Origin of the sequence: Paenibacillus sp. RC334 (genome assembly GCF_030034735.1) — a bacterium.
In the GTDB taxonomy this organism is placed as follows: domain Bacteria; phylum Bacillota; class Bacilli; order Paenibacillales; family Paenibacillaceae; genus Paenibacillus; species Paenibacillus terrae_A.
Map to the genome: position 1 here is coordinate 5,453,445 of NZ_CP125370.1, position 22,947 is coordinate 5,476,391.

Below are 22,947 nucleotides of genomic sequence, written 5' to 3' on the forward strand. Positions count from 1 at the left end.
AGCAAGCAACCTGAAAATAATGGCACAAAAAAAACATGGTACATTTGAAGAAAAGCGAAATACATCGACGCAGACGTTTAATTTTCACAACAAATGAACCTTTTTGGAGCGGCAGTTGTTATACAGGTAACCTGCACAGGAAAGGAGGGCACATATTGGAGAGCAATCGAGATTTGTTTGATCTGTATCAACGGGATGTATACCGGACCTGCTACTATATGGTACATAATGCATCGGATGCAGAAGATTTAACTCAGGAAGTGTTTATCACTTTGTTTCGCAGCAATCGCGAACATATCGAACACCTAAAGGCCTGGATTATGAAAATTACAGTAAACCATTGTCTGAATTACCTTAAACGCCGAAACAGCTTGCATATGAAGGTGTCGGCTAATCCCTATTTATTCACCGGGACCGAAAGCAAGCCCGTAGACAGGCTGGTGGAGGACCGCGAATCCGCAGAGGAATGGGCTGTTTATATGAATCGTCTTCCGGCCAAAATCCGCGCTGTGCTAACACTCCGATATATGCATGATTTCACGCTGGCGGAAATATCCGAGTTGCTGACAATCCCGCTGGGAACCGTCAAATCAAGGACACACAAAGGGCTTCGGCTAATGGAGCGAATACTGAGGGATACAGGCGCACAGATTCCCGAGCTGGAAGGAGAGAACTATGAAAAAAGTAGAACAGGCATTGAAGCGCAAATTAAATGATGATTCGGGAGTTGCCTATCCTGACTTCGAGAAGATGTGGGATCGGATGGAACAGGCAGGACAGACTGCCTCCACTTTAACAAATGCTTACGATTCAGTCGAATCAGTTACTCCACGCCGAAACATAAATTGCCGCAAAATAGCTATCGCTGCTTCTCTGAGCGCACTTCTCATTGCTGTTCCCGTCTATGCCGCCATCCATTATAATTGGGACAATTTGCTACACGGAAGAAGCGGCATTCAGACGGCACTAAATCAAGACCTTGGGCAGCCACTAGAGCAGTCCATCACCAGAGATGGAGTGAAACTGACGCTGCATACGGCTATTGTGGATGAGAACCGGACCGTGATCCTGTACAGCTTGAATGTGGCAAAAAGTAAAGACAACGAGTTTTGGAATGTCAAAGGCATAACGCTTAAAAACGCCACGGGGAAAAACAGTGAAGGGGAGTATAACTTTCAACAATGGGACCCGAAAAATCAACGGTACAACGGGTACTTTGAAAGTGACTGGACACCGCAGCAGGACACAGAGAACATGCGGCTGACCGTAGAACATGTAGAGCTTGACAGCATACAGGAGTTGGATTTACCGCTTGATATCCAATCTCCCAAAATACAAACTTTCACACTGGATCGTGACGGTTTACAAGATATGAAGGTGCAGGTATTTGAACAAGGGAAGGATAAACTGTTGCTGTCCTCGGCGATTACCTTCGATTCGTCGATACCCAAGAGATGGGATAATCCGCAAATCATTGCCTACAAAGGCGGAGAGCCTGTGATGTCGCAGCCTGGAGGGGCTTTTGGCAAACCCGGAGATAACGGGGAGTATACAGCACAGCAATATTTTATCCGAGAACATGTACCGGAAGGGCAAATTACTTACAAGCTGCAATATGCCAAAACCGAGAAAAGTATAGATGAACCGATAAATTTTGATCTCCATCTTAGCAAAAAACAAATGGAGAGCGGAACCATTAAAACCGTCCTGAATATTCCTTTGGAGAAAGGAAATCCGAATTTCACAATGGAAGAGATGGTTGTCACACCTACGCAAATCCGTCTCACGATCAGAGGCAAGAAGAAATTCGCCGATATACCTTATCAAAAATACTTCCTTTCCGTAAACGGTAAAACGTTGGAGGGTAACAAATGGTCATCACCCAGTAGCACTCCTGATCTGACCACCCTCCGTTTTGAACGACCCTCCGATCTTGTGATTGCCAAGGATACACCGATTACGTTTACAGGGAAATATAAGGTTACGATCCATTCGGATGACAAAACGCCACAGCGTTTAAAGGATATTTCTGAACAAAAACAGACGCTAACTACACAAATCGGCGGTTATCCTGTGAAGTGGACCTACTACAAGCAAGGGGCGGACTTGTTCGTAGAAACTGAAAGCAAGGACGCTCGTTTTGGCGGGATCAACCAGACTCATATTGGCCTGGGTAAAGAACGGATTTTGGGTAAACCGATCTCGGCTAATTTTACAGGGGACGGCAATAACAAAGCGGTTGATGTCTATAAGAATTTCAAGGGAACCGAGGCTTCTATCTATATGTTCTTCTATACAACAGACGAACCAGAAGCAGAGATTACTGTACCCTTACAGCCTCTGACGACTCAAAGCGAAGCATCTAAATAGCAATACTATAAAAAAGGGTGTCCCATATACCTGTGTGAGCTGCGGTATATGGGACACCTTTATTTTTCCCAGTAAGCTGCGATGTGGTTGGAGTTATTCTATTCTCACTTACTTCACGGAGCCTTGCGTAACGCCGTTGATGATCCATTTTTGTGCAATAAAATAGACGATAATCATTGGCAGCAAGGCCATCAGGTACGAGGCAAAGGCCAGATTGAAGTCTGTATTAAACTGCCCCTGGAACACATACTGAACGAGCGGCAACGTATACTGCTCCGGATCGCTGATAATAATGAGCGGTAGCAGAAAGTCGTTATAGGTGGACAGGCAGGTGAGTATCCCAACGGTAGCACTAATTGGTGCCATCAACGGAAAAATAATTCGCCAGAACGTGCCCCATGTCGTCGCCCCGTCTACTGTAGCCGCCTCTTCCAGCGCCACCGGAATGGAACGGATATAGCCGACATAGACGAACACATTAAACGCCAGCCCGTACACCGTATGCAGCATAATCAGACCAAACAGATTGGTCATATGAAGTCCCGAGGCCAATTTAACAATCGGCAGCATGATGATCGGGAACGGAATGAACATGGCGCTCACAAAGTAAAAATATAATCCTTTAAAAAAGCGCCGCTGCATATTACGCGAAATTGCATAAGCGACCATGGAATTGGTCAACAGCGTCAGCACTACCGTTGATGTCGTGACCATCACACTATTTTGAAAAGCGCTGAAAAAGTTGGTCATTTCCACCGCACGACTAAAATTTTCCCAATGCAGCTCGGTCGGAAAAGCAAAGGCAGAATGCGCCATCTGCTCAGGATTTTTAAGCGCAATCGTCACCGTCATATAGAGGGGAAACAGGATAAATATCGTTCCCAACGTCACCAGAAGCAGTGCAGGCCAGTTGGTATGTCTGCTCATTTTCATCAGTTATCCATCTCCCTTCTCTGGAGGAATCGTAGCTGCAAGATGGAAATCATCGCAATCACAATAAAATAAATGACAGAGTTAGCCGACTGATAAGCAAACTCCCCGCCTCTAAAGCCCCCTGTATAGATCAAGTGTGATATCGACTGTGTCGCCCGCCCCGGTCCACCGTTCGTCAAGGCCACGATTTGGTCGAACACCATGAGGGAATTTTTCATCGCCAATACCATATTGATCGTAAAAAACGGGGCAATCAGCGGAAACGTAATACTCCAGAATTCACGCCATTTGCCTGCACCGTCCAGATCGGATGCCTCGTACAGACTTGTCGGGATGGTTTGCAGCCCGGCCAGATAGAGAATCGTATTGAAGGCAATGCCCTGCCATGCGGCTACGATCACAACCCCCACCCAAGCCAACTGTTCGCTGCCCAAAATGTTGGTCGATAAAAAGGTAATGCCTAAATTTTGCCCCCAAATCGTAAACACGTTCGAAAACAAGTAATTGAATATGTACCCGACAATCAGCACGCTCAAAATATTAGGCAAAAAATAAATACCCCGGAAAAAGTTACGGAACCGTATTTTAGCATTCAGCCCCAGCGCAATTAGCAAACTAAGGACGTTAATCGCAATCGTGACCACAATGGCAAACTTGAAGGTAAACCAGTATGCGTTCCCCACATTATCGTCCTGAAACAGGTTGACATAGTTTTTGAACCCGACAAAGTGATATTGATGACCAAAGCCGTTCCAGTTCGTGAGCGAATAATAAAAGCCCTGCAAAGCAGGCAATGTCAAAAATATAAAAAACAACAGGACAGCCGGCATGGTCATCCAATAGAAAGCCGTTAGTCGCTTATTCATGTCTTATCCTCCTCCCCTATCGGCGGTTAGCTACCTTATTCCATTCACTGTCCAGCTTCGCCAAATAAGCGTCGATGTCTCCGTTTTGCAGGAAGGCCTGCACAATGGAGTTTAACTGTACGGCTTTCGGAATATAATGATCGGCAAAATCAATGACACGCCCGGATTTAAAATACGGCAGCAGCTCCGCTACACTCGGATCATCCTGCGTGACTCCCTTCACCGCTGAAAACAGCGTCTGCTCTGTAATGTACTGCTTGCTGTTCTCCGGCTTCAGCAGGAAGGCAATGAACTCCTCGGCCTCTTTTTTATGCGGAGTGCTCTCCGAAACGGCTAACAGTGTATCTATACCAGACACCAGCTTGACCGCCTGTTCATCGTTCCCTGTTGGTAACGGGAAGAACCCAAGCTCCACCTTCGGGTTCGCCTTGCGGATTTCAGATATCGCCCATGAGCCCTGGATGTACATAAACCCCTGTCCATTAGCAAAGGCACGGTTCCCGTCCGCATAGTTTTTGCCAAAATTATCGCCATGTCCATATTTCAGCAGCTCCAGCTGCTTTTCCGCAACCTTGCGGTACTTGTCCTGAAAGGTGACCTGATTTGCACGTCGTTGCAGGAAAAAATCAATGCCCACCAGATTCGGACCAAGTGCATTGAAGGGAAGGTTCGTCTGCCAATCATCTTTATATGTAAAATAGAACGGGATTTTGCCAGCAGCCTTGATCTTTTGTACCGTTAGGATCAGCTCATCCCACGTTTTGGGCACCTGTAATCCCATTTCCTTAAAAAGTGTTTTGTTGTACATCACACCATTCGCATTGGCAGCGTAAGGAATTCCGTACACCGGATCGGCCCCGGTCACATCCTTGAGCATTTTGAGGTAGATGGGGTCCACGGTATGCGGCAGATCCGTATTCGCCAATTCCGTAAAAATACCGCTCTGCGCCAAAATGGAATAGGTGTCGGTAGCCCCGAGCCCTACAATGTCAGGTACATCATTTTTAACCACTCGGGTCAATAACACCGTCTCTGCCTCTGGCGGATTCACCTGTGTCACTTCAATACCAGGATGCTCCTGATTGAATCGGGAGATCAGTTTATCGAAGGAACCCTTGGCCTCCGGCTTGTTCTGGAAAAATTCAATCTTCACTTTACCTGACGCATCATCCTTATTGCATGCGCTTACAATAATCGCCATTAGAAGTACCGAAGCTAGTATTGACAGCCTCTTGCCCCATTTCCACATACTCATACCTCCTTTTCCCCTATGTCAATCTATTGCGCGACCAGACAATTAATACCCGAACTCTATGTAAAAGAAACGATATGCCATTCCAACATCACAATTGGTGTAATATGTATCCATTTTCAACATAGGATTAACTTGACTATAGAGGAGGAGGCGTTGGTTTGTGAGAGATTGGCGGTTATATGGAAAAAAGGTACTGGTATTCGCTGTAGTGTTTCTGCTTTTTTCCGGCATGGGTTTGTTGAATGGAGGTACATCGTTTGCAGCCTCGGGGTTTTATGTAAGCGGAACCAGTCTGAAGGATGCGAACGGAAATACCTTTGTCATGCGTGGAGTGAATAACCCTCATATTTGGTTCGATACACAGGCCTATCAGGCATTGGATACCATTGCGGCGACGAAGTCCAACACCGTTCGCATTGTGTGGCAAACGAATGGATCAGCACAAAGACTGGAGGAAATTATCAACCGCGCCAAACAGCTCAAGCTGATCTCTGTCGTTGAACTGCACGATGTTACGGGCAGCAATGATGCCAATCGTTTGAACGATATGGCCCGTTATTTCGCTGATCCAGCGGTGAAAAAAGTACTGGCCGATAACCAAAAGTATGTCCTCGTGAATATCGCGAATGAATGGGGCGACCATAACCTGTCCGATGCCGCATGGCGGGACGCTTACAAAACGGCGATCACCACACTGCGCAACGCAGGCTTGCCGAATACGATTGTGATCGACGGCTCCGGTTGGGGACAATATGCTTCCCCGATTAAAGCCCATGGCATTGAGCTATTACAGCATGATCCCAACCATAATTTGCTGTTCTCCGTCCATATGTACGCCAACTACAATGATTCCAGCAAGATCGGCTCCGAGCTGCAAGCTATGAAAGATAAGGGGCTGGCTGTCATCGTGGGCGAATTTGGCTACAACTACAACAATGGCAACAACAATCTGGGTACCACCGTGAACCCTTATGAGGTCATGAAGCAATCCCAAGCCAAAGGCATCGGCTATCTGGCCTGGTCCTGGACGGGCAACAACAGCGAGAACGCATGGCTTGACCTTGTGAACAGCAGCGACTGGAAAACGCCGACGGCATGGGGCAATATCATATTGAACGATGCCAACGGTATCAAGAACACTTCGAAGACAGCTTCGGTGTACTGAGGTAGAGTCTCGGGAGGAATTAGTGTTAAATAAGATCCAACTGACCCTCAAGCGGTCGATTGGATCTTTTCCACTTTTATATGGAGAAATCCCCCTAATACAGATAATCATCGGTCACAAAACGGCGATATGCGCCCCAAGTAAAAAAAATAAGATATAGACTAACAACGGTGACAATTGCTCCATTCACGGACAAATTCCCCATTAAAGATCTATCTAATCCTATATGCTGCATATACGGAATAATCATAAACGTGATTACGTTGTATAAGTATGGGATATGAGAAACAAAAGAGGCCCATTTTAAGTACAACGAATCAAACAACAGAGAGCCCAGATTATATACCATACAAACACCGATGGCATACGTTACACTCTTGCTGTACATAGCGACGAAGCAGTAGAAGGAGCTTATTGCTACTAATGAGGCAAGCGCCCAACCATAGTATTCAAGCATCTGCAGTCCTTGAGATCCGGACAGCCCCGCATCACTTACATCATATGAAAGAGTCCATACTTCAACGATCACCTGCGAGGATACTGCAAATGCAATGAGAAGAAGCAAGATAGAAGCATTCAAAACCAGCAGCTTACTCCAGAAAATCTGACCGCGGGTAAATCGGCGCATAAATAACAAACGCAGTTGCCCGCTTCGAAATTCCTCAGTGTATACAGCAGCAGCTAAAGCAGCCACAGCTATATTGCATGCTAAAAACAAATTCTCACGCAGACCAGTAACGACAAAGTTTAAGGATAATACCTCTACAGGAACCTTCATCGTGCGCAAAAAATATACTCCTGTCGAACAGGCTAGCATCGGTGTACATAAAACCATGAGCCAGAACCACTTTCGTCTCCATAATCGCTCGAACTCGCTGTATATTAATAGCTTCATAGTCCCATTAATCCCATAAAAGCATCCTCCAGACGTTGGCCGTCCTCAACCAGTTGATCAGCGGGCCCCTTCCAAACTAGTGTCCCTTCTTTAATTACAATCAGTTCGTCACACATTTGCTGCAACTCATCCAGCAAGTGACTTGAAATAAAAAAGGCATAATTCGCTGAATCACGCAGACGAAGCACAATATCTCTCAGCTCTCGCATCCCCATAGGGTCAAGGCCGTTTGACGGTTCATCTAGCAATAGAAGCTCTGGAGCCCCCAGCATAGACTGCGCAATCCCGAGCCTTTGCTTCATACCCAGCGAATAGGTTTTCACCTTGTCATCCCCCCGTGTTTCCAGTCTTACCTTTGTAAGCAACTCTTCAATATGTATCTCCCGATCTGAGGGTGCAATCTCAGAGTGCAACCGTGACAAATTTCGTAAAACCTGCCTGCCTGTCATATAATCAAAAAAGACCGGAGATTCAATAATAGCACCCACCTTGGACAGCGCCTTTTCCCGATCCGTCTGTACATCATATGAAGCTATCTTTACAGAGCCGCTGGTTGGCTGCATCAGTCCGGTCATGATTCGCATCATTGTGGTTTTACCAGCTCCATTAGGTCCGATGAATCCATATATCTTTCCTTCCTGAAGCTTAAATGAAACACGATCTAACAAATTCCTTTTTCCCATTTTTTTCGTTACCTGACTGACCTCCAGTAAGGAGTCCGACATACTATTCCCTCCATTCACAAGCAAATCACAAAATAGTTCCGACGTGTACATTTGATATGTAAGATCTTTATTGACAACATAACTTCACTTAACAGTGACTCATATTAAGGTACAGATTGAAAAATATCACATGTTGCGTAATGTAAACAACTTTCTTTATGTAAAATAAAATGATGAGGGTAGCCCTTCAGTAAACGTTCTACCTCAGGGCTACCCTCTATATAAAATAAACCGTTTTCTATTTAGTAACTAGCCTGTCAACTACTCCAGTTCAATCCACTCGCCGAGCAGCGTGTCCAGCTCCGCTTGCAGTCGTTCACGCGCGTCCCACAGCTCCGCCATGCGCATCGTGTCGCTGCTTGTGCCAAGCTGCTCCAGCTCGGCATCCGCCGCCGCCAATTCCGCTTCCTTGGCGGCAATCGCCCGCTCCAGCCGCTCGCTGGATGCGGCGGGCGTGTCTAAACGACCTGCCGCACCCGGACGCGTGCGGCTCGCATCGTCTTCGGCAGGCGCTCCTGTCCGCGCAGCCGAAGACGTTCTGTTGCTGGCTGCACTGACAGATGCAGCCCCGCCCAAGCCAGAGCCGCCACCTGCAGCGGCTCTGCTTCCGGATGCCGTGCGTGCCCCGGCATCTCCTGTGCTCAGGAGGCGGGCGTGTTCCAGTTCCCGCTTCTTCGCCCGGTATTCATCGAAGCCGCCCAGATAAGAGGCCAGCTTTCCGTCCTCCAGCTCCCAGACGCGCCCAGCCAGCTTATTCACAAAATAACGGTCGTGCGAAATCGCCAGCACGGTTCCCGTGTAACTGTCCAGCGCTTCCTCCAGCGCCTCGCGTGAGTCGATGTCCAAATGGTTGGTCGGCTCATCCAGCACCAGCAAGTTCGGCTTTTTCATGGCCAGCAACGCCAGCCGCAAGCGGGACCATTCTCCACCGGACAGCATGCTAACAGGCTTAAACACATCTGCTCCGTAGAACAAATACTTCGCCAGCAGCCCTCGTGCCTCGCCTTCCTCCACACCCGCTTCTTCCTTGAAGTACACAAGCACGGTCGCACGACTGTCCCGCTCTCTTTCCTGCTGCGCCAAATATCCATACTCCACGCGTGCGCCCCATTGCACCATGCCTGCATCCGCACTCTCCTGACCGAGCAGCAGCTTGAGCAGCGTCGTTTTTCCCGAACCGTTATCTCCCAGCAGCGCCACCTTTTCACCAAACTCCAGACTGCCTGTAGCCCCTTTTAATATCTGGCGCTCCCCGTAGGCTTTGGCCATTTCTTCGAAATGCAGCACGCGTCGGCCCGAACGGTCCTCCAGTCTCAAATTAAACTCAGCCCCTTGCGGGTCCAGTACAGGCCGCTTCACCAGCTCCATGCGCTCTAATGCTTTACGGATCGAGTTCGCTTTTTTAAAAAACTTTTCGTTATCCCCATTGCGTCCCCACTCTTCAAAACGCCGAATGGCCTCTTTCATCTTCTTGATCCGCTTTTGCTGTTCCTTGTAGTCCTCGAATTGCAGCAGCAGCCGTTCTTCCTTCTCCTTGACGTAGCCACTGTAGTTTGCATAATACGTAAACGCCTCGCCATCCTCCAGCTCAATCATCTTGACGGCAACGCGATCCAGAAAATAACGATCATGTGATACAACAACACACGCGCCCGTATAGGCTTGTAAAAATTGCTCCAGCCATTCCAGACCTTTTAAATCCAAGTGGTTGGTCGGCTCATCCAGCAGCAACAGATCCGGTCGTCCAATCAACTGGGACGCGAGTGCAATTTTCGTTTTCTCCCCGCCGGACAACGAACCAAAGCTGCGCGTATACATGGCTTTGGGGATACGCAGCCCGTCGGCTACCTGATCGATATTCGCATCCATTTCATAGCCGCCGCTTCGCTCAAACCGTTCCTGCAAGGCGGCATACGATTGCAGCAGCTTCTCCAAACGATCTGCATCCGCAGCTACTACCGGATCGGACATTTCACGCTCCAGCTCGCTCATCTGATTGCGGCAATCCTTCAGCTCACGATAGGCGTAAGCCAGCGTTTCATACACGCTCAAGTGTTCAAACTCCGCCGGGATTTGCGGCAAATAGCCGATTTTCGTATCCTTGGCGATGACGAGCTGCCCTTCATCCGGGCGGGACAAACGTGCGATTAGGCGTAATAGGGTGGTTTTACCGCTTCCGTTGCGGCCGATGAGTCCCACCTTTTCCCCCGTATGAATATCAAACGATGCACCGTCCAGAATCAGATTGGCACCTTGGTATTTTTTCAACTGTTGACCGTTCACGATATACATGTTCAGGCTCTCCTTTATTTAGGAAGACCCTTACCCGCGCAACACAAAAAGAGCCGCAGGAGCTAGTAGCCCGCGACTCTTTGGATGATACAGCAATCCGTTCGAGTTAAGGTAGGCGTCTTCTCGCGATGTTTACAACCGTATGATTAAAATTGGACAGACTTCTCCCGTTGTACGGAAAAGTATGCATAATGCCAGCCATAGCAATCGGCAGCTGGCTAATACGGTTGTTCAGCATCTCGTGATTCACCTACCTCACCTCCTTCTTCATAATTGCGTGTAGTATAACATAGTTTCTCTCCTTATAAAAGAGGAGAATGCCGTATCGAGCTATAAAATGGATTGGTGCCCGTGCCCTCTGACGGCTTGCGATGCTCCGGTTCTCGTAATCGAAAATACGCCACATACAAAAGCAACAATCACAAAAGCCCCGCCTACCCATGCATTCGTGGCAACCGATTCACTATTCTCAATTACCGCACCGCCCAAGGCTGAACCGAGAGCAATCCCGATCTGGAGAGCAGAGAAATTGAAGCTTTGCTGAATACTTCCTGATTCGGGGGCATTTTCGATGAGATAGCTCTGCATCGGCGGGGACAAGGCCCAGCTCAATATTCCCCAGATGATCAGCAACGGCGCAAATACATACATCGAGTGAACCGAGAATGGCAGCAAGAACATCACGGCGATAAATACGCCCACAATGATCAAAATACTCTTCGCTGTGCCAAAACGATCCGCCAAAGAGCCGCCAATAAAACCGCCCCCAACAGCCGAAAGTCCAAATACAAAATAGGCGACACTAATCCACGATGCGTTCAAGCCCATCATATTCTCCATAAATGGAGTGAAATACGCATACAGTGTGTAATGACCCGCCAACGTTAGCGTAGTCACCAGATGCGCACTAATCACCTTCACATTTTTCAAGGATTTCAGTTGCTCGCGCATCGGCACGACATGTTCCGTCGGAATCCGCTCCATAAACAAGTTCATGACAAGCATAGCAACTACCGTCAATACAGCGATAATCAGGAACAGCACCCGCCAGCCAAACGCATTTCCAATCAGCACCCCGGCTGGAATACCTAGCACGATGGACGAGCTAACCCCCATGGAGATCACACCAAGAACCCGCGCCTGATAAGCCTTGGACACCACTTTGACGGCAATCGTCAGCGATAACGTCACAATCAGCGATCCACTTGCGGCGGTAACGATACGGGATATAAATAAGACTGCATAATTCGGACTCCAGAAGGCCAACAGGCTTCCCAGAATAAAAATAAACATCGACCATAAATACAGCCGTTTTCGTTCAATTCTGGCGGTCAGCGCCAATAATGTCGGCCCGGCGATAGCATAGACAAGTGCATAGATCATAATAAGCTGTCCAGCCGTGCTTACGGAGACATTCAAATCCTGCGCAATTTGGGGCAGGACGCCGCCGATAATTAACTCCACCAGTCCCACCGTAAAGGTCGCAATCGTTAAGATAACTACTTTAAAGTTCATTACATAAGCTCCTTTGCTGTCATGTAAATCCCTCGATATACGCAAAAAAATCCTGACCACAAGAAATGTACAAGACGTACACTTTTTGTAATCAGGATTTATCGGTTCCTGGTAGAGACCCTCAAACCATATTATTGAGGTTATACAAATGGGACATTCATTGATCACGCATCACGAAGGTTATAGACATTACTATAAAGGAGCCTAACCCGAAGTTCAACCCCCTAAAGCTGTAAAAATTCGCTCATGGCGTGATCCGACAGATATGGTAAGTATTCATGGCCGTATTCGTGATACAGGAGCATTTCCTTGTCCGACGCGATTTTATTGTACACCGCATATTGTGTGGAAGGTGGGCAGATCGTATCCGACAGCCCCGTCACAAATAGCACCCGACCACGAATACGATCTGCCAAATGTTGAATGTCGATGTAGCCTAATCGGTGAAATAACTCTTCCTCGCGCACATGATTCGGATCGAACCAGCGAAAATAATACACCAGCTCCTCATATGCAGACGTGGTGGCATCCAGCGCCCAAGCTCTTTTATAGTCCGACAGGAAAGGATATACCGGAACCGCTACACGTACACGTGGCTCCAATGCTGCGCAGGCAACCGTCAATGCTCCCCCTTGGGAGCAGCCGAATGCGCCGATTCGATTAGGGTCTACCTGCTCCATTGACATCAGAATGCGCACCGTCTGCACGGTATCCAAAAATACATTGCGGTAATAGAGCCGATCCGGGCTCGGGTCGTCGATCCCCCGGATGATATGTCCGCGAATCGTCGTTCCCTGAACCTGCAAGTTGTCCTCGGACAGCCCGCCTTGCCCCCGGCAATCCATGGCCAGCACGGTGAACCCGTGTGCGGCATAGCTCACTTTATCGAACCAATCGCCGCTGTCACAAGAATATCCGTGAAACATCGCTAAAGCAGGACCTCTTTCCGTACTATGCTTGGGTCGGACGAGCTTTCCATGAACCTTCGCTCCGCCTACCCCTATAAAATACAGATGAAAGCACTCCACCAGCGGAGAGACAAAATCGGCTGGCTCCAGCATATAATCCAGCGGCTGCCGCTCCAGCTCCTGTAGCGCCCGTTCCCAGTACGCATCAAAATCCGGCGGCTTCGGGCTACTGCCCATATACGACTGCAATTGCTGTAAAGACATGTCCTCCGGCATTCAGGTCCCCTCCTACATCCGGCCCAACTCATGGTCGTCTGCAACCACTTCATCCGTTGCGATGACATACTTCATCATGTCGGATACTGTCGTGTATGCGACACCTACATACGTGTCAGCGGCTCCATAATAGATCGCGATCCGTCCGGTGTCGGCATCATGCAGCGTAGCACACGGGAACACTACGTTTGGCACAAAGCCACGTTCCTCGTACCATTCCTCCGGGGTCAGCACGAAATTGGAGGAACGATATTTAACCTTAGATGGGTCATCCAGGTCAAGAACGGCTACCCCCATGCTGTATACCAGTCCATTGCACGTGCCCGTCACTCCGTGGTAGAACATGAGCCAGCCCTCGGTCGTCTCGATCGGAGCCGGTCCGCCGCCAATCTTCACTGATTGCCACCAGCCCTGTCCGCCCTTGCTCATCACATGACGGTGCTTGCCCCAATACACCAGATCTGGGCTTTCACTGAGAAAAATATCGCCGAACGGCGTATGACCGCTGTCGCTCGGACGGGATAGCAGCACATAGTTTCCGTTTAGCTTACGAGGTAACAGCACACCGTTTCGATTAAACGGCAGGAACGGATTTTCCAATCGTACAAAGTTTTTAAAATCCTTCGTTTGCGCTATCCCCAACGCCGCACCGTAAAAATCTGTACACCAGATGATATAATATGTGTCCTCCACTCGGACCAGACGCGGATCGTAAGCATAATTAGGCTGGTAATCGTCCCCTTCCTCATCGACCAAATGCAAGCGTTCCGTTTCGATGTCCCAAGCCAACCCGTCGTCACTCCAGCCCAGATGCAAATGCGGGCGTCCATTAATCGTTTCCGCCCGAAACACCCCCACAAACCGCCCCTCATACGGAGCTACTGCACTGTTGAAAATACGGGCAATGCCCGGCACCGGATTGCGTCCAATGACCGGATTCTCAGTATGTCTCCATACCGGAGCCTCACTGCCTTCAGGCTTATCCTGCCACGGCATTTCCGGCAGACTGTCTCCCACAATTCGTACGTTACCTACATCCAAATCCACATTCAATTTACTCATACATATGCTCTCCTCTCACCGAGACACTTGATTTTTTGATTTTCTATTAAACCGTTGTTCTATTTCACTGAGCCCTGCGCGAATCCGTTATAGATATATTTTTGTAATGACAAAAATGCAATAAGTGTCGGAATAATAGCAATGATTATACCCGCGCTGATCACTTCCCATTGCGAGCCATACGGCCCTTTAAACTTGAACAACGCCGTCGAAATGACCTGAAGGCTTGTTTTGGGCATATACAGAAACGGGGTGTAAAAATCGTTGTAAATATTAACCCCTTTGATAATAATGACCGTCACAATGGCGGGCTTGAGCAGGGGCAAAATAATGCGCCAGTAGATGGTCAGATAGGAGGCACCATCCAACATGGCCGATTCGTCCAGTGCCACCGCAATGGAATCCAGAAATTGCAGAAAAATATACACCGCAATAATATCGGTTCCCAAATACAGCAAAATAGCTGCCCAAGGCGTGTTAAACAGTTCCAGCTTGTTGATAATCTGGAATGTCGATACCTGTGTCGTTACCCCCGGAATGAGGGTTGCGAGCAAAAACGCACCCAGCATGAGACTTTTGCCTTTAAATTTAAAACGATTCAAAATATACGCGATCATAGAGCCAGTCAACGTCGCGCCGATGATCGAAATGATCAGAATAAAGGCCGTGTTCACAAATCCGGTCAGCATGTTGCCGTTCACAAAGGCTTTGGCGTAGTTCGCCCAATTCAGCCAGTTCACCGGGGGAGTCAGAGGACTGGTTGCCGAATATTCAGCCTTCGTCTTCAAGGAAGCAAATAAAATCACGACAATCGGCAGCAGTGCGACGAACGCACCCAGCAAAAGCGCGGCATACTTGATGCTGTTCGCCAGCGTTCTTTTCAGCATATACACGGTTAATCCTCCTCCCCCCGAATCAGCAAACGTTGCAGCAGCGTAACTACAATCACGATCAGCAGCAAAATAACCGCCATCGCCGAGGCCAGACCGACCTTGCTGTATTTGAACGCCACGTCAATCGTCTGAATGACGAACGTTTTACTGCCATTGGAGCCGCCAGTCATAATATACGGAATATCGAATGCACTGATCGCACCGCTAATCGCCAAGATGAGATTCAGCTGCAAAATCCGCTTGATACTCGGCAAAATAATGTACCGAAACTGATGCCAGCGGTTGGCCCCGTCCATATCAGACGCTTCATACAGATCACTTGATATGGAGGAAATCGCACCGAGAAACACAATAAAGTTAAAGCCCATGTATCTCCAGATCGACGTGCCAGCCAGTGAAATATTGATAATCTCCGGGTTGCCCAGCCACAGCTTGATATACGAACCCAGCCCCAGTGCCTGAAGTAGTGTATCCAGCGTGCCGTCCGGCTTGAAGAAGAACAGAAAAATAAAACCAATGGCCACCCCGTTCATCAGGGAAGGGAAAAATAAAATGCCCTTAAACACATTTTTAAACCAGGTTTGAAAGCTGAGAATGGTTGCAAAATAAAGGGCCAGCCCCATCTGTACAAACGTAGCGACAAAGTAATACAGACTGACCTTAAACACCGAAAAATACTCGGGGTCGGTAAAGATTTTGGTATAGTTTTCAAAGCCCACATATTCAAGACGCTTACTATAGCCGTTCCAGTCCGAAAAGCTGTATTTGAACATGTTGATCACTGGCAAGTACGCAAAAGTGACCAGCAGCGCCAGCGGAATAAATGAAAAGGCTGCAATAATCGCCATTCTTTGTTTGGAGTAGCTGAGATTCGAAAATTTAAACATGCTGCACCTCCTGGCTATCCGTCCATCGACTGCTACGTCGATCCTTTCTAATCGTCAGTTCAGATGACTATTTGGCTTCCTTCGCAGCCACTTCAGCACGCGCCTTCACCCATGCGTCGTTCAGATCCTTCATAATGGTGTCATACGATTCCGGGCGGTTACCGACCGCTGCCTCAATAATGCGTTTCTTGAAGTCCGGCTGCCACAAACCGATTTCTCCCTTTGTGTCGATTTTATTGACAATCCCTTCCTGTCCTTTTGGCGAAGGAGTGAGCGTTTCAAAGACAACTCCTTGATCTTCGTATTGCTTCAGAATGTTAGGCAATTCCGCACCCTTCAGCGGACTGATGCTGCCCGCCTGCTCTACAGCATAGTTGGACTTGTCAGTAAACCAGTCCACCCAGGCACGGGCCGCTGCTTTATTTTCACTGTTTACGTTAATGCCGAGGTTGTAATCACCTGCCAGCGGAACAAGCACCTTGGAGGCATTTGTCGGAAACGGCATAAAGCCGATATCATCCTTGTTGGTGGCTGTGCTTTTGATCTGGTCAATGGCCCAGGAGCCAAGTACCATCGTACCGATTTTGCCTTGAGCCAAATCCGCCTTGGAGGTCTCCCAATCCGTCGTGGTCGGGTCTTTTTCAATCAGACCATTTTTAGCGGCATCGTACATGATCTTATACAGCTCATAGTGAGGCTGACCCTTCGTGAAATTGTCGTCTGTACTCGGCTGTGTGACATTCACATATTCCTTCGTACCCGCCACTGTAGCCAAATCAGCTTCCCACTGGGTCAGTGCCCACCCGGAGGCATAGTTCGTAAACAGCGGCACTGCCTTGGTTTTGTCCTTAATCTGCTGTAGCGCTTTCAAAAATTGATCCGGGGTTTTAGGAAGTTGCGTGATCCCCGCATCCTTGAACACATTTTTGTTATAAATCACACCGGAATACGTCATTGCTACCGGAATACCGTAGACATTATTGTCCACCATACGTTCTTCAATGCCGGTATACTTGCTTTTCATCTCCTCATAAGTGCCCAGTGGTTCGAAAAATTCGGGTAGTTCTGCAATGGGAATGCTGGTAGGAATAAGCAAAACATCTCCGTAATCCCTGGTGCCCATCCGAATTTTAATTTGGCTCTCATAATCGGCTAATGCCTGAAAATTGACCTTCACCTTCGGATAAAGCTTGTTAAATTCCTTGGCGTAGTCCTGAAACACCGTATCCACAATGTCTGTCCGTTGTGTAATGACCGTGATTTCACCCTCCACATCCTTCGGATCAGAGCTGGCTGCTGGCGTATCTGATCCTTTTGGGGCACACCCTGCAAACAACCCCGCTAACAATAGCACCGATAGTAACGGCACCAAAACCTTGGACAACTTCATAAAACGACCCCTCCTGCTTTTTAAAATAAGGTTATCGTTAAACTAACAAAATCATTTTATTATGATAACGCTTACTATGTCAATTTTATTATTTTGTGAATATATAAGCAGAGCTATAAAAGTTTCATAATTTCAATACAATCCGGACAGTTCTTCCCACCCAGAGTAATAACGATAGCAGCACAGCTGCCCTGCAACATAACCATTAGCCTTGGGGTAACAGTTATGTTTCAGAAGAGTTGACAGCTTTGAAATACGTGATTATGATTTTGAATAAAGTTAACGATAACCTAATATAATTTACTAAGGAGGGTTTTGCCTCTTGGACACGTTGCTACATGAGATCAGACAGGAATGGAAGGATCATATACTCCCGTTCTGGCTAAGGTTGAAGGATGAAGCGCACGGTGGATTTTATGGTGAGGTGGATGTCGATCTGCACATCCATACGGAGGCGAACAAGGGTGGGATTGCTACTGCACGGTTACTCTGGTCATTCTCCGCGGCAGCCCGTGTGACCGGGGAACGCATCTATAAGGATGCCGCACGACACGCTTTCCTGTTTCTGCAAGAACACCTGATAGACCCGGTATATGGAGGAATGTACTGGATGGCAGATCATACGGGCCGTCCTGCCGACACAGGCAAGCACGTCTATGCACAGGCATTCGCCATTTATGCCTTGTCCGAATATGCGCGGGCAACGGGCGACCCCGATGCACTGCCACTAGCTAAGGAGCTGTTTCACCTGCTGGAGCAAAAAGGATATGATCGCACCCGCCAGGCATACAGTGAACAATTTGACCGTATGTGGAACACACAGCCTAATGAGCTGCTCAGCGAAAACGGGGTTACTGCGCATATCACCATGAATACACATATTCATGTTCTGGAAGCGTATACCCAATTACTGCGCGTATGGCCGGATAAAAGCGTGCGAGATGCACTGGCGAATGTACTGGACATTTTATACAGTCGTGTTTACGATGCTTCCGCCCGGCGGTTGGGGGTATTTTTCGACAGTGACTGGCGCTCTCTGCTCGACCTGACCTCGTACGGTCACGACATTGAAGCTAGTTGGCTGATTGAGGAAGCTATGAACGTACTGGGGCACCATCCCCCGGAATATGTAGACATGATGGTGGATATCGCCCATGCGGTAGCCGAACGTGCTATTCAGCCAGATGGTTCACTGATCAACGAACGGGAAGGCGATCAGGTAGACACCTCGCGCATATGGTGGGTACAGGCAGAAGGAATCGTCGGCTTTTACAATGCGTATCAACGAACACAGGACGAACGTTTCTTACAGATTGTACGGGATTTGTGGGCCTACACTCGGCAGTATATCGTAGATCCACGACCTGGAGGTGAATGGTTCTGGTCCGTTCAAGCGGATGGCAAGCCTGATCCAAAAGAAGTTGCTGGGCCTTGGAAATGCCCTTATCACAACAGCCGATTTTGCATCGAAATGCTGGAAAGGATGGGAACGAAATGATTCATACCCAATACAATAAGCTGCTTGCGCAACAAGAGGAACTGATTACACGCCCGAATGAGGTCAACACCACCTTTTACAATGGCATCTACGAACGCTACCGTTACCCTGTACTCACACGTCATCACGTCCCGCTGCACTGGCGGTTTGATTTGAACGAGCAGACGAACCCGTTTTTCATGGAGCGTCTGGGTGTGAATGCAGCGCTAAACCCTGGCGCGATCTATCATGAGGGCAAATATATTCTGGTTTCCCGCACCGAGGGGCTGGATCGGAAATCGTTTTTTGCCCTGGCCGAGAGCGATAACGGTATTGACCAGTTCCGGTTCATCGATGCTCCATTAATATGGGACGATATCGACCCGGACGAAACGAACATGTACGATATGCGTCTGGTGAAGCATGAGGATGGCTGGATCTACGGCATTTATTGCTCGGAGAAAAAGGACCCTGACGCACCAGCACACGACACCTCCAGCGCTGTCGCCCAGGCCGGACTGGTCCGCACCCGCGACCTTCGCACATGGACCCGTCTACCGAATATCTCCACCCGATCACCGCAACAGCGTAACGTTGTCCTGCACCCCGAATTCGTGAACGGCCAATACGCCTTTTACACGCGTCCGCAGGACGGTTTTATTTCCACCGGCTCGGGCGGCGGCATTGCCTTCGGTCTGTGCGAGGATATTACACAGCCTGTGATTGAGAGCGAAGCAGTGATTGACGAGCGCTGCTATCATACAGTGTACGAAGCCAAGAACGGACAAGGGCCCGCTCCGATCAAGACCAGCCGCGGCTGGATTCATATCGCTCATGGCGTACGCAATACCGCCGCTGGTTTGCGATATGTGCTGTACACCTTTGCCACCAGCCTGGAGGACCCTTCGCGCGTCATCGCCAAGCCCGGCGGGCATTTTATAGCCCCCTATGATGAAGAGCGTGTCGGGGATGTCTCGAACGTTATTTTTTGCAATGGAGCAGTGGTTAACGAGCAAAATGAAGTCTTTATTTACTACGCCTCCAGTGATACCCGTATCCACGTGGCAACAACGACCGTCGCCCGCTTGGAGGACTACACGTTCAACACACCGCCTGACCCACTGCGTTCACTCGGCAGCGCCGCTGTCCGACGTGAGCTGATTCAGCGGAATGAAGCGCTATTGCAGGCACGCCCTCATTCTTCGCAGCGGTCATAAGCCGCAAGCTTTATCCTGCCTGCGGAACCATGTATACTATCCAGAGAACAACTGTTATCCGCAGGCTAATGATTGTTCTCTGGGCAGCTACGCTGCTGCTCTTTATGTTTACAGGACAGCTATGCTGCTGATTTTTCTCGACAGGGCGGCTATGCTGCTGATGTTGATCTTTTTTAAATTGGAAGGCGGAACAGGAAATGAAGAGCAACGTAACGATGCGGGACATTGCAGAAAAGCTGGGGGTTAGCAGCGTGACCGTGTCGAAGGCGCTCAATGACAAGGATGGAGTTAGCGATGAGCTAAAGGAGCGCATCAAGACGCTTGCGGGCGAAATGGGCTACCGTTTCAATACCGCTGCCAAGTCCATGAAGGAGGGCCTCACCTATAACATTGGTGTTGTCATTCCCGAGCGTTTTACCGGCCCCGGCCAATCGTTTTATCTGCACATCTATCAGCAAATTTCGCGGGAACTCGAGCAATACGGCTACTACGGCATTCTTCACATCCTCCATCGCGAGGACGAAGAACAGCTTAATCTGCCACGTATCTATTACGATCGCAAGGTGGATGGCTTCATTCTTCTGGGACAAGTGAGTAAGCCATATATTGAGCTAGTGCAGTCCATGGACCTGCCCAAAATGTTTCTTGATTTTTATGATGAGCATGCCGATATTGACTCCGTAGTAACCGATAATTTTTACGGAGCCTACGAGCTGACCAACTATTTGATCGCCCAGGGACACCGGGACATCGCATATGTGGGTAATCTCTACTCCACCAGTAGCATTCAGGACCGTTTCCTCGGCTACTATAAATCCTTGCTGGAGCACAGGCTGCCCCTGCGTAACGAGTGGGTGCTCAGCGACCGGGACGACGAGGGCGTATACGTTGATATGGAGCTGCCTCAGCCACTGCCGACCGCCTTCGTATGCAACTGTGACCAGGTCGCGTACAACCTGGTGCAAAAGCTCATTGCTCTGGGATACCGTGTGCCTGAAGATTGCTCTGTGGTTGGCTTCGACAACGATGTATATGCCACCCTTATTGTTCCGCAGCTGACTACCGTTGGAGTGGACATTGAACAGATGGCACGTACTGCCATTGAATCGATGATGAAAAAAATAAGCCATCCCGGCAGTCGTTTTGGCCGGGTCCTTGTACAAGGTCACATCGTGTATCGCGATTCCGTGCAGCGCATGGAGAGGCCGTGATCGATGTATGCCTTGGACAATTGGCCCTATTCTCAAAGCTTCACAACCAAAAGCCGCTCAGCATGTCGCTGGAGCGGCTTTTGATGTTCATAGATTCTACACACGTGGTCAACATACTCGCCTTTACTCAGGAGCGTTGGGCCACAAAAGAGTTGCCCGTTCGATTGAGAATCGGGAGCATCCGCGTTTCCTGTCCCATGGAGGCTTGGCAGAACGGACAAACCGGTTCGCTCAAAAAGGTGAAATCCGTCCGCATCCAGCCGTTGCAACCCTCGTTGGTACACGACCAAATCGCCGTATCTTCCTCTGGGATAATCTCCGGAGCCTGGCGTCTGTACATCTACATTCCCCCCTCGGTTTTATGGGGTAATCCCCATTAGAAGGGAGCCCCGCCCAACGAAGCGGCAAAGAGGCTCCTCTGATCCAGCTCGTCCTGACCGTTTTTAGCTGGTCTTGGTGACATGCTCCGCCTGCGGCCCGCGCTGGCTTTCCACCACGTTAAATTCCACATGCTGGCCTTCGTCCAGCGTCTTGAAGCCTTCGCCGTCGATAGCGCTGTAGTGGACAAAAATATCCTGGCCCTCTGTCTCGATAAAGCCGAAGCCTTTATCTGCATTAAACCATTTGACTGTTCCTGTTGGCATATTGTTAAATCCCTCCTGTGCGGGTATTAATATGCTCCATCCTCTGAAAAATATGCGTATTTTTCCAAAATGTTTACTTACGGATCGCCTTGGTCCAGAAACCGCCATGAAACTGCTTCGGCTCCACTGTAATGACAAAGGCCTTGGGATCAATATCCAGAATGGATTGGTACAGCTTGTTCTGATTTTTTCGCTTAGCCAAAATTTCCATCACCAGTCGATCTCCATCCCGCCCGCTGCCCAGCCAGGCTGTAACACCGTACCCTTTGTCACGCAGCGCATTGGCGATACCTCCGTTGACCTCATTGCTGATCACCTTGACGGTTACGTAGCCGAGCGCTATTTTTTCCTCAATCCATGCTCCAATGAGAATACCAAGCGCATAGCCGATGGCGTAAACCGCGAGACTTGCCACCTGATCCAAATACTTAAGCACCATGTTCAGGCCCAGCACATAGATCGTAACTTCTACAGTACTTATGAGCGCAGCAACGTACTTCTGTCCTTTCAGCGTCAAAATCATACGCAGTGTATACGCAGACACGTAAATAATTTGAATAACAAAAATAAATAACAAAATTTTAAGCATACGCCCACTCCTCATTTCACGTTCTGATTTGGCCTGTATCCATCATTATACCCTTGTATGTCGCACAGCTTTCCGTTTCGCATCACCCTCGTTCGGGTAAAGACTAACTACAGCATGCTGAATGAATGTTCGATCATTATAAGGAGGGCTACAACATGAAGGATAACGGAATCAGCGATAAAATCAAAGGTAATGTTAACAAAGCCAAAGGTGAAATCAAGGATCAAATCGGGAATGCCACGGATAATAAATCCCTTCAAGCCGAAGGTAAGCTGGATAAGGCCAAAGGCCGTCTTCAGGAAACAGCAGGCAAGCTGAAGGACGGCAAATAATTCGTGCTTTGGATATAAGCTTTGACGCAATATTTTCCCATCAAG

23 protein-coding genes and 1 riboswitch are annotated in these 22,947 nt (G+C 48.7%); of the genes, 7 read left to right on the forward strand and 16 right to left on the reverse strand.

Annotated features, from left to right (window positions below; all coding sequences use genetic code 11):
- Window positions 1-155: 155 nt before the first annotated feature.
- A complete protein-coding gene (locus QMK20_RS25055; RefSeq protein WP_283653743.1) occupies window positions 156-716 on the forward strand; it encodes an RNA polymerase sigma factor in 561 nt (186 codons plus the stop codon).
- Complete coding sequence (locus tag QMK20_RS25060; RefSeq protein ID WP_283653744.1) at window positions 676-2,370, forward strand: DUF4179 domain-containing protein; 1,695 nt, start codon at window positions 676-678, stop codon at window positions 2,368-2,370. Before QMK20_RS25055 ends, QMK20_RS25060 begins: the two co-directional genes overlap by 41 nt.
- A 108-nt stretch (window positions 2,371-2,478) precedes the next feature.
- Here QMK20_RS25060 and QMK20_RS25065 read toward each other — a convergent pair whose 3' ends face one another.
- Genes QMK20_RS25065 through QMK20_RS25075 form a run of 3 tightly spaced genes read right to left on the reverse strand, consistent with a single transcriptional unit; the run spans window position 2,479 to window position 5,418 of the window.
- Window positions 2,479-3,303, reverse strand: a complete 825-nt coding sequence (locus tag QMK20_RS25065) for a carbohydrate ABC transporter permease (protein WP_283653745.1) — start codon at window positions 3,301-3,303, stop codon at window positions 2,479-2,481.
- Window positions 3,303-4,169 (reverse strand): carbohydrate ABC transporter permease, encoded by an 867-nt coding sequence (locus tag QMK20_RS25070; protein ID WP_283653746.1) that lies wholly within the window; start codon window positions 4,167-4,169, stop codon window positions 3,303-3,305. Before QMK20_RS25070 ends, QMK20_RS25065 begins: the two co-directional genes overlap by 1 nt.
- Window positions 4,170-4,185: 16 nt before the next feature.
- Window positions 4,186-5,418 (reverse strand): ABC transporter substrate-binding protein, encoded by a 1,233-nt coding sequence (locus QMK20_RS25075; protein ID WP_283653747.1) that lies wholly within the window; start codon window positions 5,416-5,418, stop codon window positions 4,186-4,188.
- A gap of 166 nt (window positions 5,419-5,584) precedes the next feature.
- On the opposite strand from QMK20_RS25075, the gene QMK20_RS25080 reads away from it, so the two are divergent.
- The gene (locus QMK20_RS25080) at window positions 5,585-6,589 is read left to right on the forward strand and encodes a cellulase family glycosylhydrolase (RefSeq protein WP_283653748.1); all 1,005 of its coding nucleotides are present in this window, start codon (window positions 5,585-5,587) and stop codon (window positions 6,587-6,589) included.
- Between the two features lie 94 nt (window positions 6,590-6,683).
- Here the strand turns inward: QMK20_RS25080 and QMK20_RS25085 are convergent, their stop codons facing one another.
- From QMK20_RS25085 to QMK20_RS25130, 10 genes are all read right to left on the reverse strand, one after another.
- Window positions 6,684-7,484: an ABC transporter permease gene (locus tag QMK20_RS25085; RefSeq protein WP_283653749.1), complete on the reverse strand. Its 801-nt coding sequence runs from the start codon at window positions 7,482-7,484 to the stop codon at window positions 6,684-6,686.
- Complete coding sequence (locus QMK20_RS25090; RefSeq protein ID WP_283653750.1) at window positions 7,481-8,209, reverse strand: ABC transporter ATP-binding protein; 729 nt, start codon at window positions 8,207-8,209, stop codon at window positions 7,481-7,483. Before QMK20_RS25090 ends, QMK20_RS25085 begins: the two co-directional genes overlap by 4 nt.
- A 261-nt stretch (window positions 8,210-8,470) precedes the next feature.
- Complete coding sequence (gene abc-f, locus QMK20_RS25095; RefSeq protein ID WP_283653751.1) at window positions 8,471-10,501, reverse strand: ribosomal protection-like ABC-F family protein; 2,031 nt, start codon at window positions 10,499-10,501, stop codon at window positions 8,471-8,473.
- A 106-nt stretch (window positions 10,502-10,607) separates the two neighbouring features.
- Window positions 10,608-10,751 carry a hypothetical protein gene (locus QMK20_RS25100; protein WP_170970742.1) on the reverse strand — a complete coding sequence of 48 codons (144 nt, stop codon included), beginning with the start codon at window positions 10,749-10,751 and terminating at the stop codon, window positions 10,608-10,610.
- An 80-nt stretch (window positions 10,752-10,831) separates the two neighbouring features.
- Window positions 10,832-12,016 (reverse strand): MFS transporter, encoded by a 1,185-nt coding sequence (locus QMK20_RS25105; RefSeq protein ID WP_283653752.1) that lies wholly within the window; start codon window positions 12,014-12,016, stop codon window positions 10,832-10,834.
- 68 nt (window positions 12,017-12,084) lie between these two features.
- Window positions 12,085-12,184: riboswitch (purine riboswitch) on the reverse strand.
- A gap of 56 nt (window positions 12,185-12,240) precedes the next feature.
- Window positions 12,241-13,200: an acetylxylan esterase gene (locus QMK20_RS25110; protein WP_283653753.1), complete on the reverse strand. Its 960-nt coding sequence runs from the start codon at window positions 13,198-13,200 to the stop codon at window positions 12,241-12,243.
- A 12-nt stretch (window positions 13,201-13,212) separates the two neighbouring features.
- Window positions 13,213-14,262, reverse strand: a complete 1,050-nt coding sequence (locus tag QMK20_RS25115; protein WP_283653754.1) for a glycoside hydrolase family 130 protein — start codon at window positions 14,260-14,262, stop codon at window positions 13,213-13,215.
- Between the two features lie 59 nt (window positions 14,263-14,321).
- Window positions 14,322-15,155: a carbohydrate ABC transporter permease gene (locus tag QMK20_RS25120; protein WP_283653755.1), complete on the reverse strand. Its 834-nt coding sequence runs from the start codon at window positions 15,153-15,155 to the stop codon at window positions 14,322-14,324.
- A gap of 2 nt (window positions 15,156-15,157) precedes the next feature.
- Window positions 15,158-16,042 carry a carbohydrate ABC transporter permease gene (locus QMK20_RS25125; protein ID WP_283653756.1) on the reverse strand — a complete coding sequence of 295 codons (885 nt, stop codon included), beginning with the start codon at window positions 16,040-16,042 and terminating at the stop codon, window positions 15,158-15,160.
- Between the two features lie 67 nt (window positions 16,043-16,109).
- Window positions 16,110-17,432, reverse strand: a complete 1,323-nt coding sequence (locus QMK20_RS25130) for an ABC transporter substrate-binding protein (RefSeq protein WP_283653757.1) — start codon at window positions 17,430-17,432, stop codon at window positions 16,110-16,112.
- A 322-nt stretch (window positions 17,433-17,754) separates the two neighbouring features.
- Between QMK20_RS25130 and QMK20_RS25135 the strand changes: the two genes are divergently transcribed.
- The 3 genes from QMK20_RS25135 (at window position 17,755) to QMK20_RS25145 (ending at window position 21,337) form a co-directional block, all read left to right on the forward strand.
- Window positions 17,755-18,930 carry an AGE family epimerase/isomerase gene (locus QMK20_RS25135; RefSeq protein ID WP_283653758.1) on the forward strand — a complete coding sequence of 392 codons (1,176 nt, stop codon included), beginning with the start codon at window positions 17,755-17,757 and terminating at the stop codon, window positions 18,928-18,930.
- Window positions 18,927-20,126, forward strand: coding sequence for a glycoside hydrolase family 130 protein (locus QMK20_RS25140; RefSeq protein ID WP_283653759.1), 1,200 nt, complete (start codon window positions 18,927-18,929; stop codon window positions 20,124-20,126). Before QMK20_RS25135 ends, QMK20_RS25140 begins: the two co-directional genes overlap by 4 nt.
- A 197-nt stretch (window positions 20,127-20,323) precedes the next feature.
- A complete protein-coding gene (locus QMK20_RS25145; RefSeq protein ID WP_134912006.1) occupies window positions 20,324-21,337 on the forward strand; it encodes a substrate-binding domain-containing protein in 1,014 nt (337 codons plus the stop codon).
- 127 nt (window positions 21,338-21,464) lie between these two features.
- Here the strand turns inward: QMK20_RS25145 and QMK20_RS25150 are convergent, their stop codons facing one another.
- The 3 genes from QMK20_RS25150 to QMK20_RS25160 all read right to left on the reverse strand — a co-directional run bounded on the left by QMK20_RS25150 (window position 21,465) and on the right by QMK20_RS25160 (window position 22,570).
- A complete protein-coding gene (locus QMK20_RS25150) occupies window positions 21,465-21,677 on the reverse strand; it encodes a cold-shock protein (RefSeq protein ID WP_014278674.1) in 213 nt (70 codons plus the stop codon).
- Window positions 21,678-21,780: 103 nt separating this feature from the next.
- Complete coding sequence (locus tag QMK20_RS25155; RefSeq protein WP_044644292.1) at window positions 21,781-21,981, reverse strand: cold-shock protein; 201 nt, start codon at window positions 21,979-21,981, stop codon at window positions 21,781-21,783.
- Window positions 21,982-22,054: 73 nt separating this feature from the next.
- Entirely contained in the window at window positions 22,055-22,570 is a 516-nt protein-coding gene (locus tag QMK20_RS25160) for a DUF2179 domain-containing protein (RefSeq protein ID WP_025683910.1), read from the reverse strand.
- Between the two features lie 155 nt (window positions 22,571-22,725).
- Between QMK20_RS25160 and QMK20_RS25165 the strand changes: the two genes are divergently transcribed.
- Entirely contained in the window at window positions 22,726-22,902 is a 177-nt protein-coding gene (locus QMK20_RS25165) for a CsbD family protein (RefSeq protein ID WP_283653760.1), read from the forward strand.
- The last annotated feature ends 45 nt before the right edge of the window (window positions 22,903-22,947 follow it).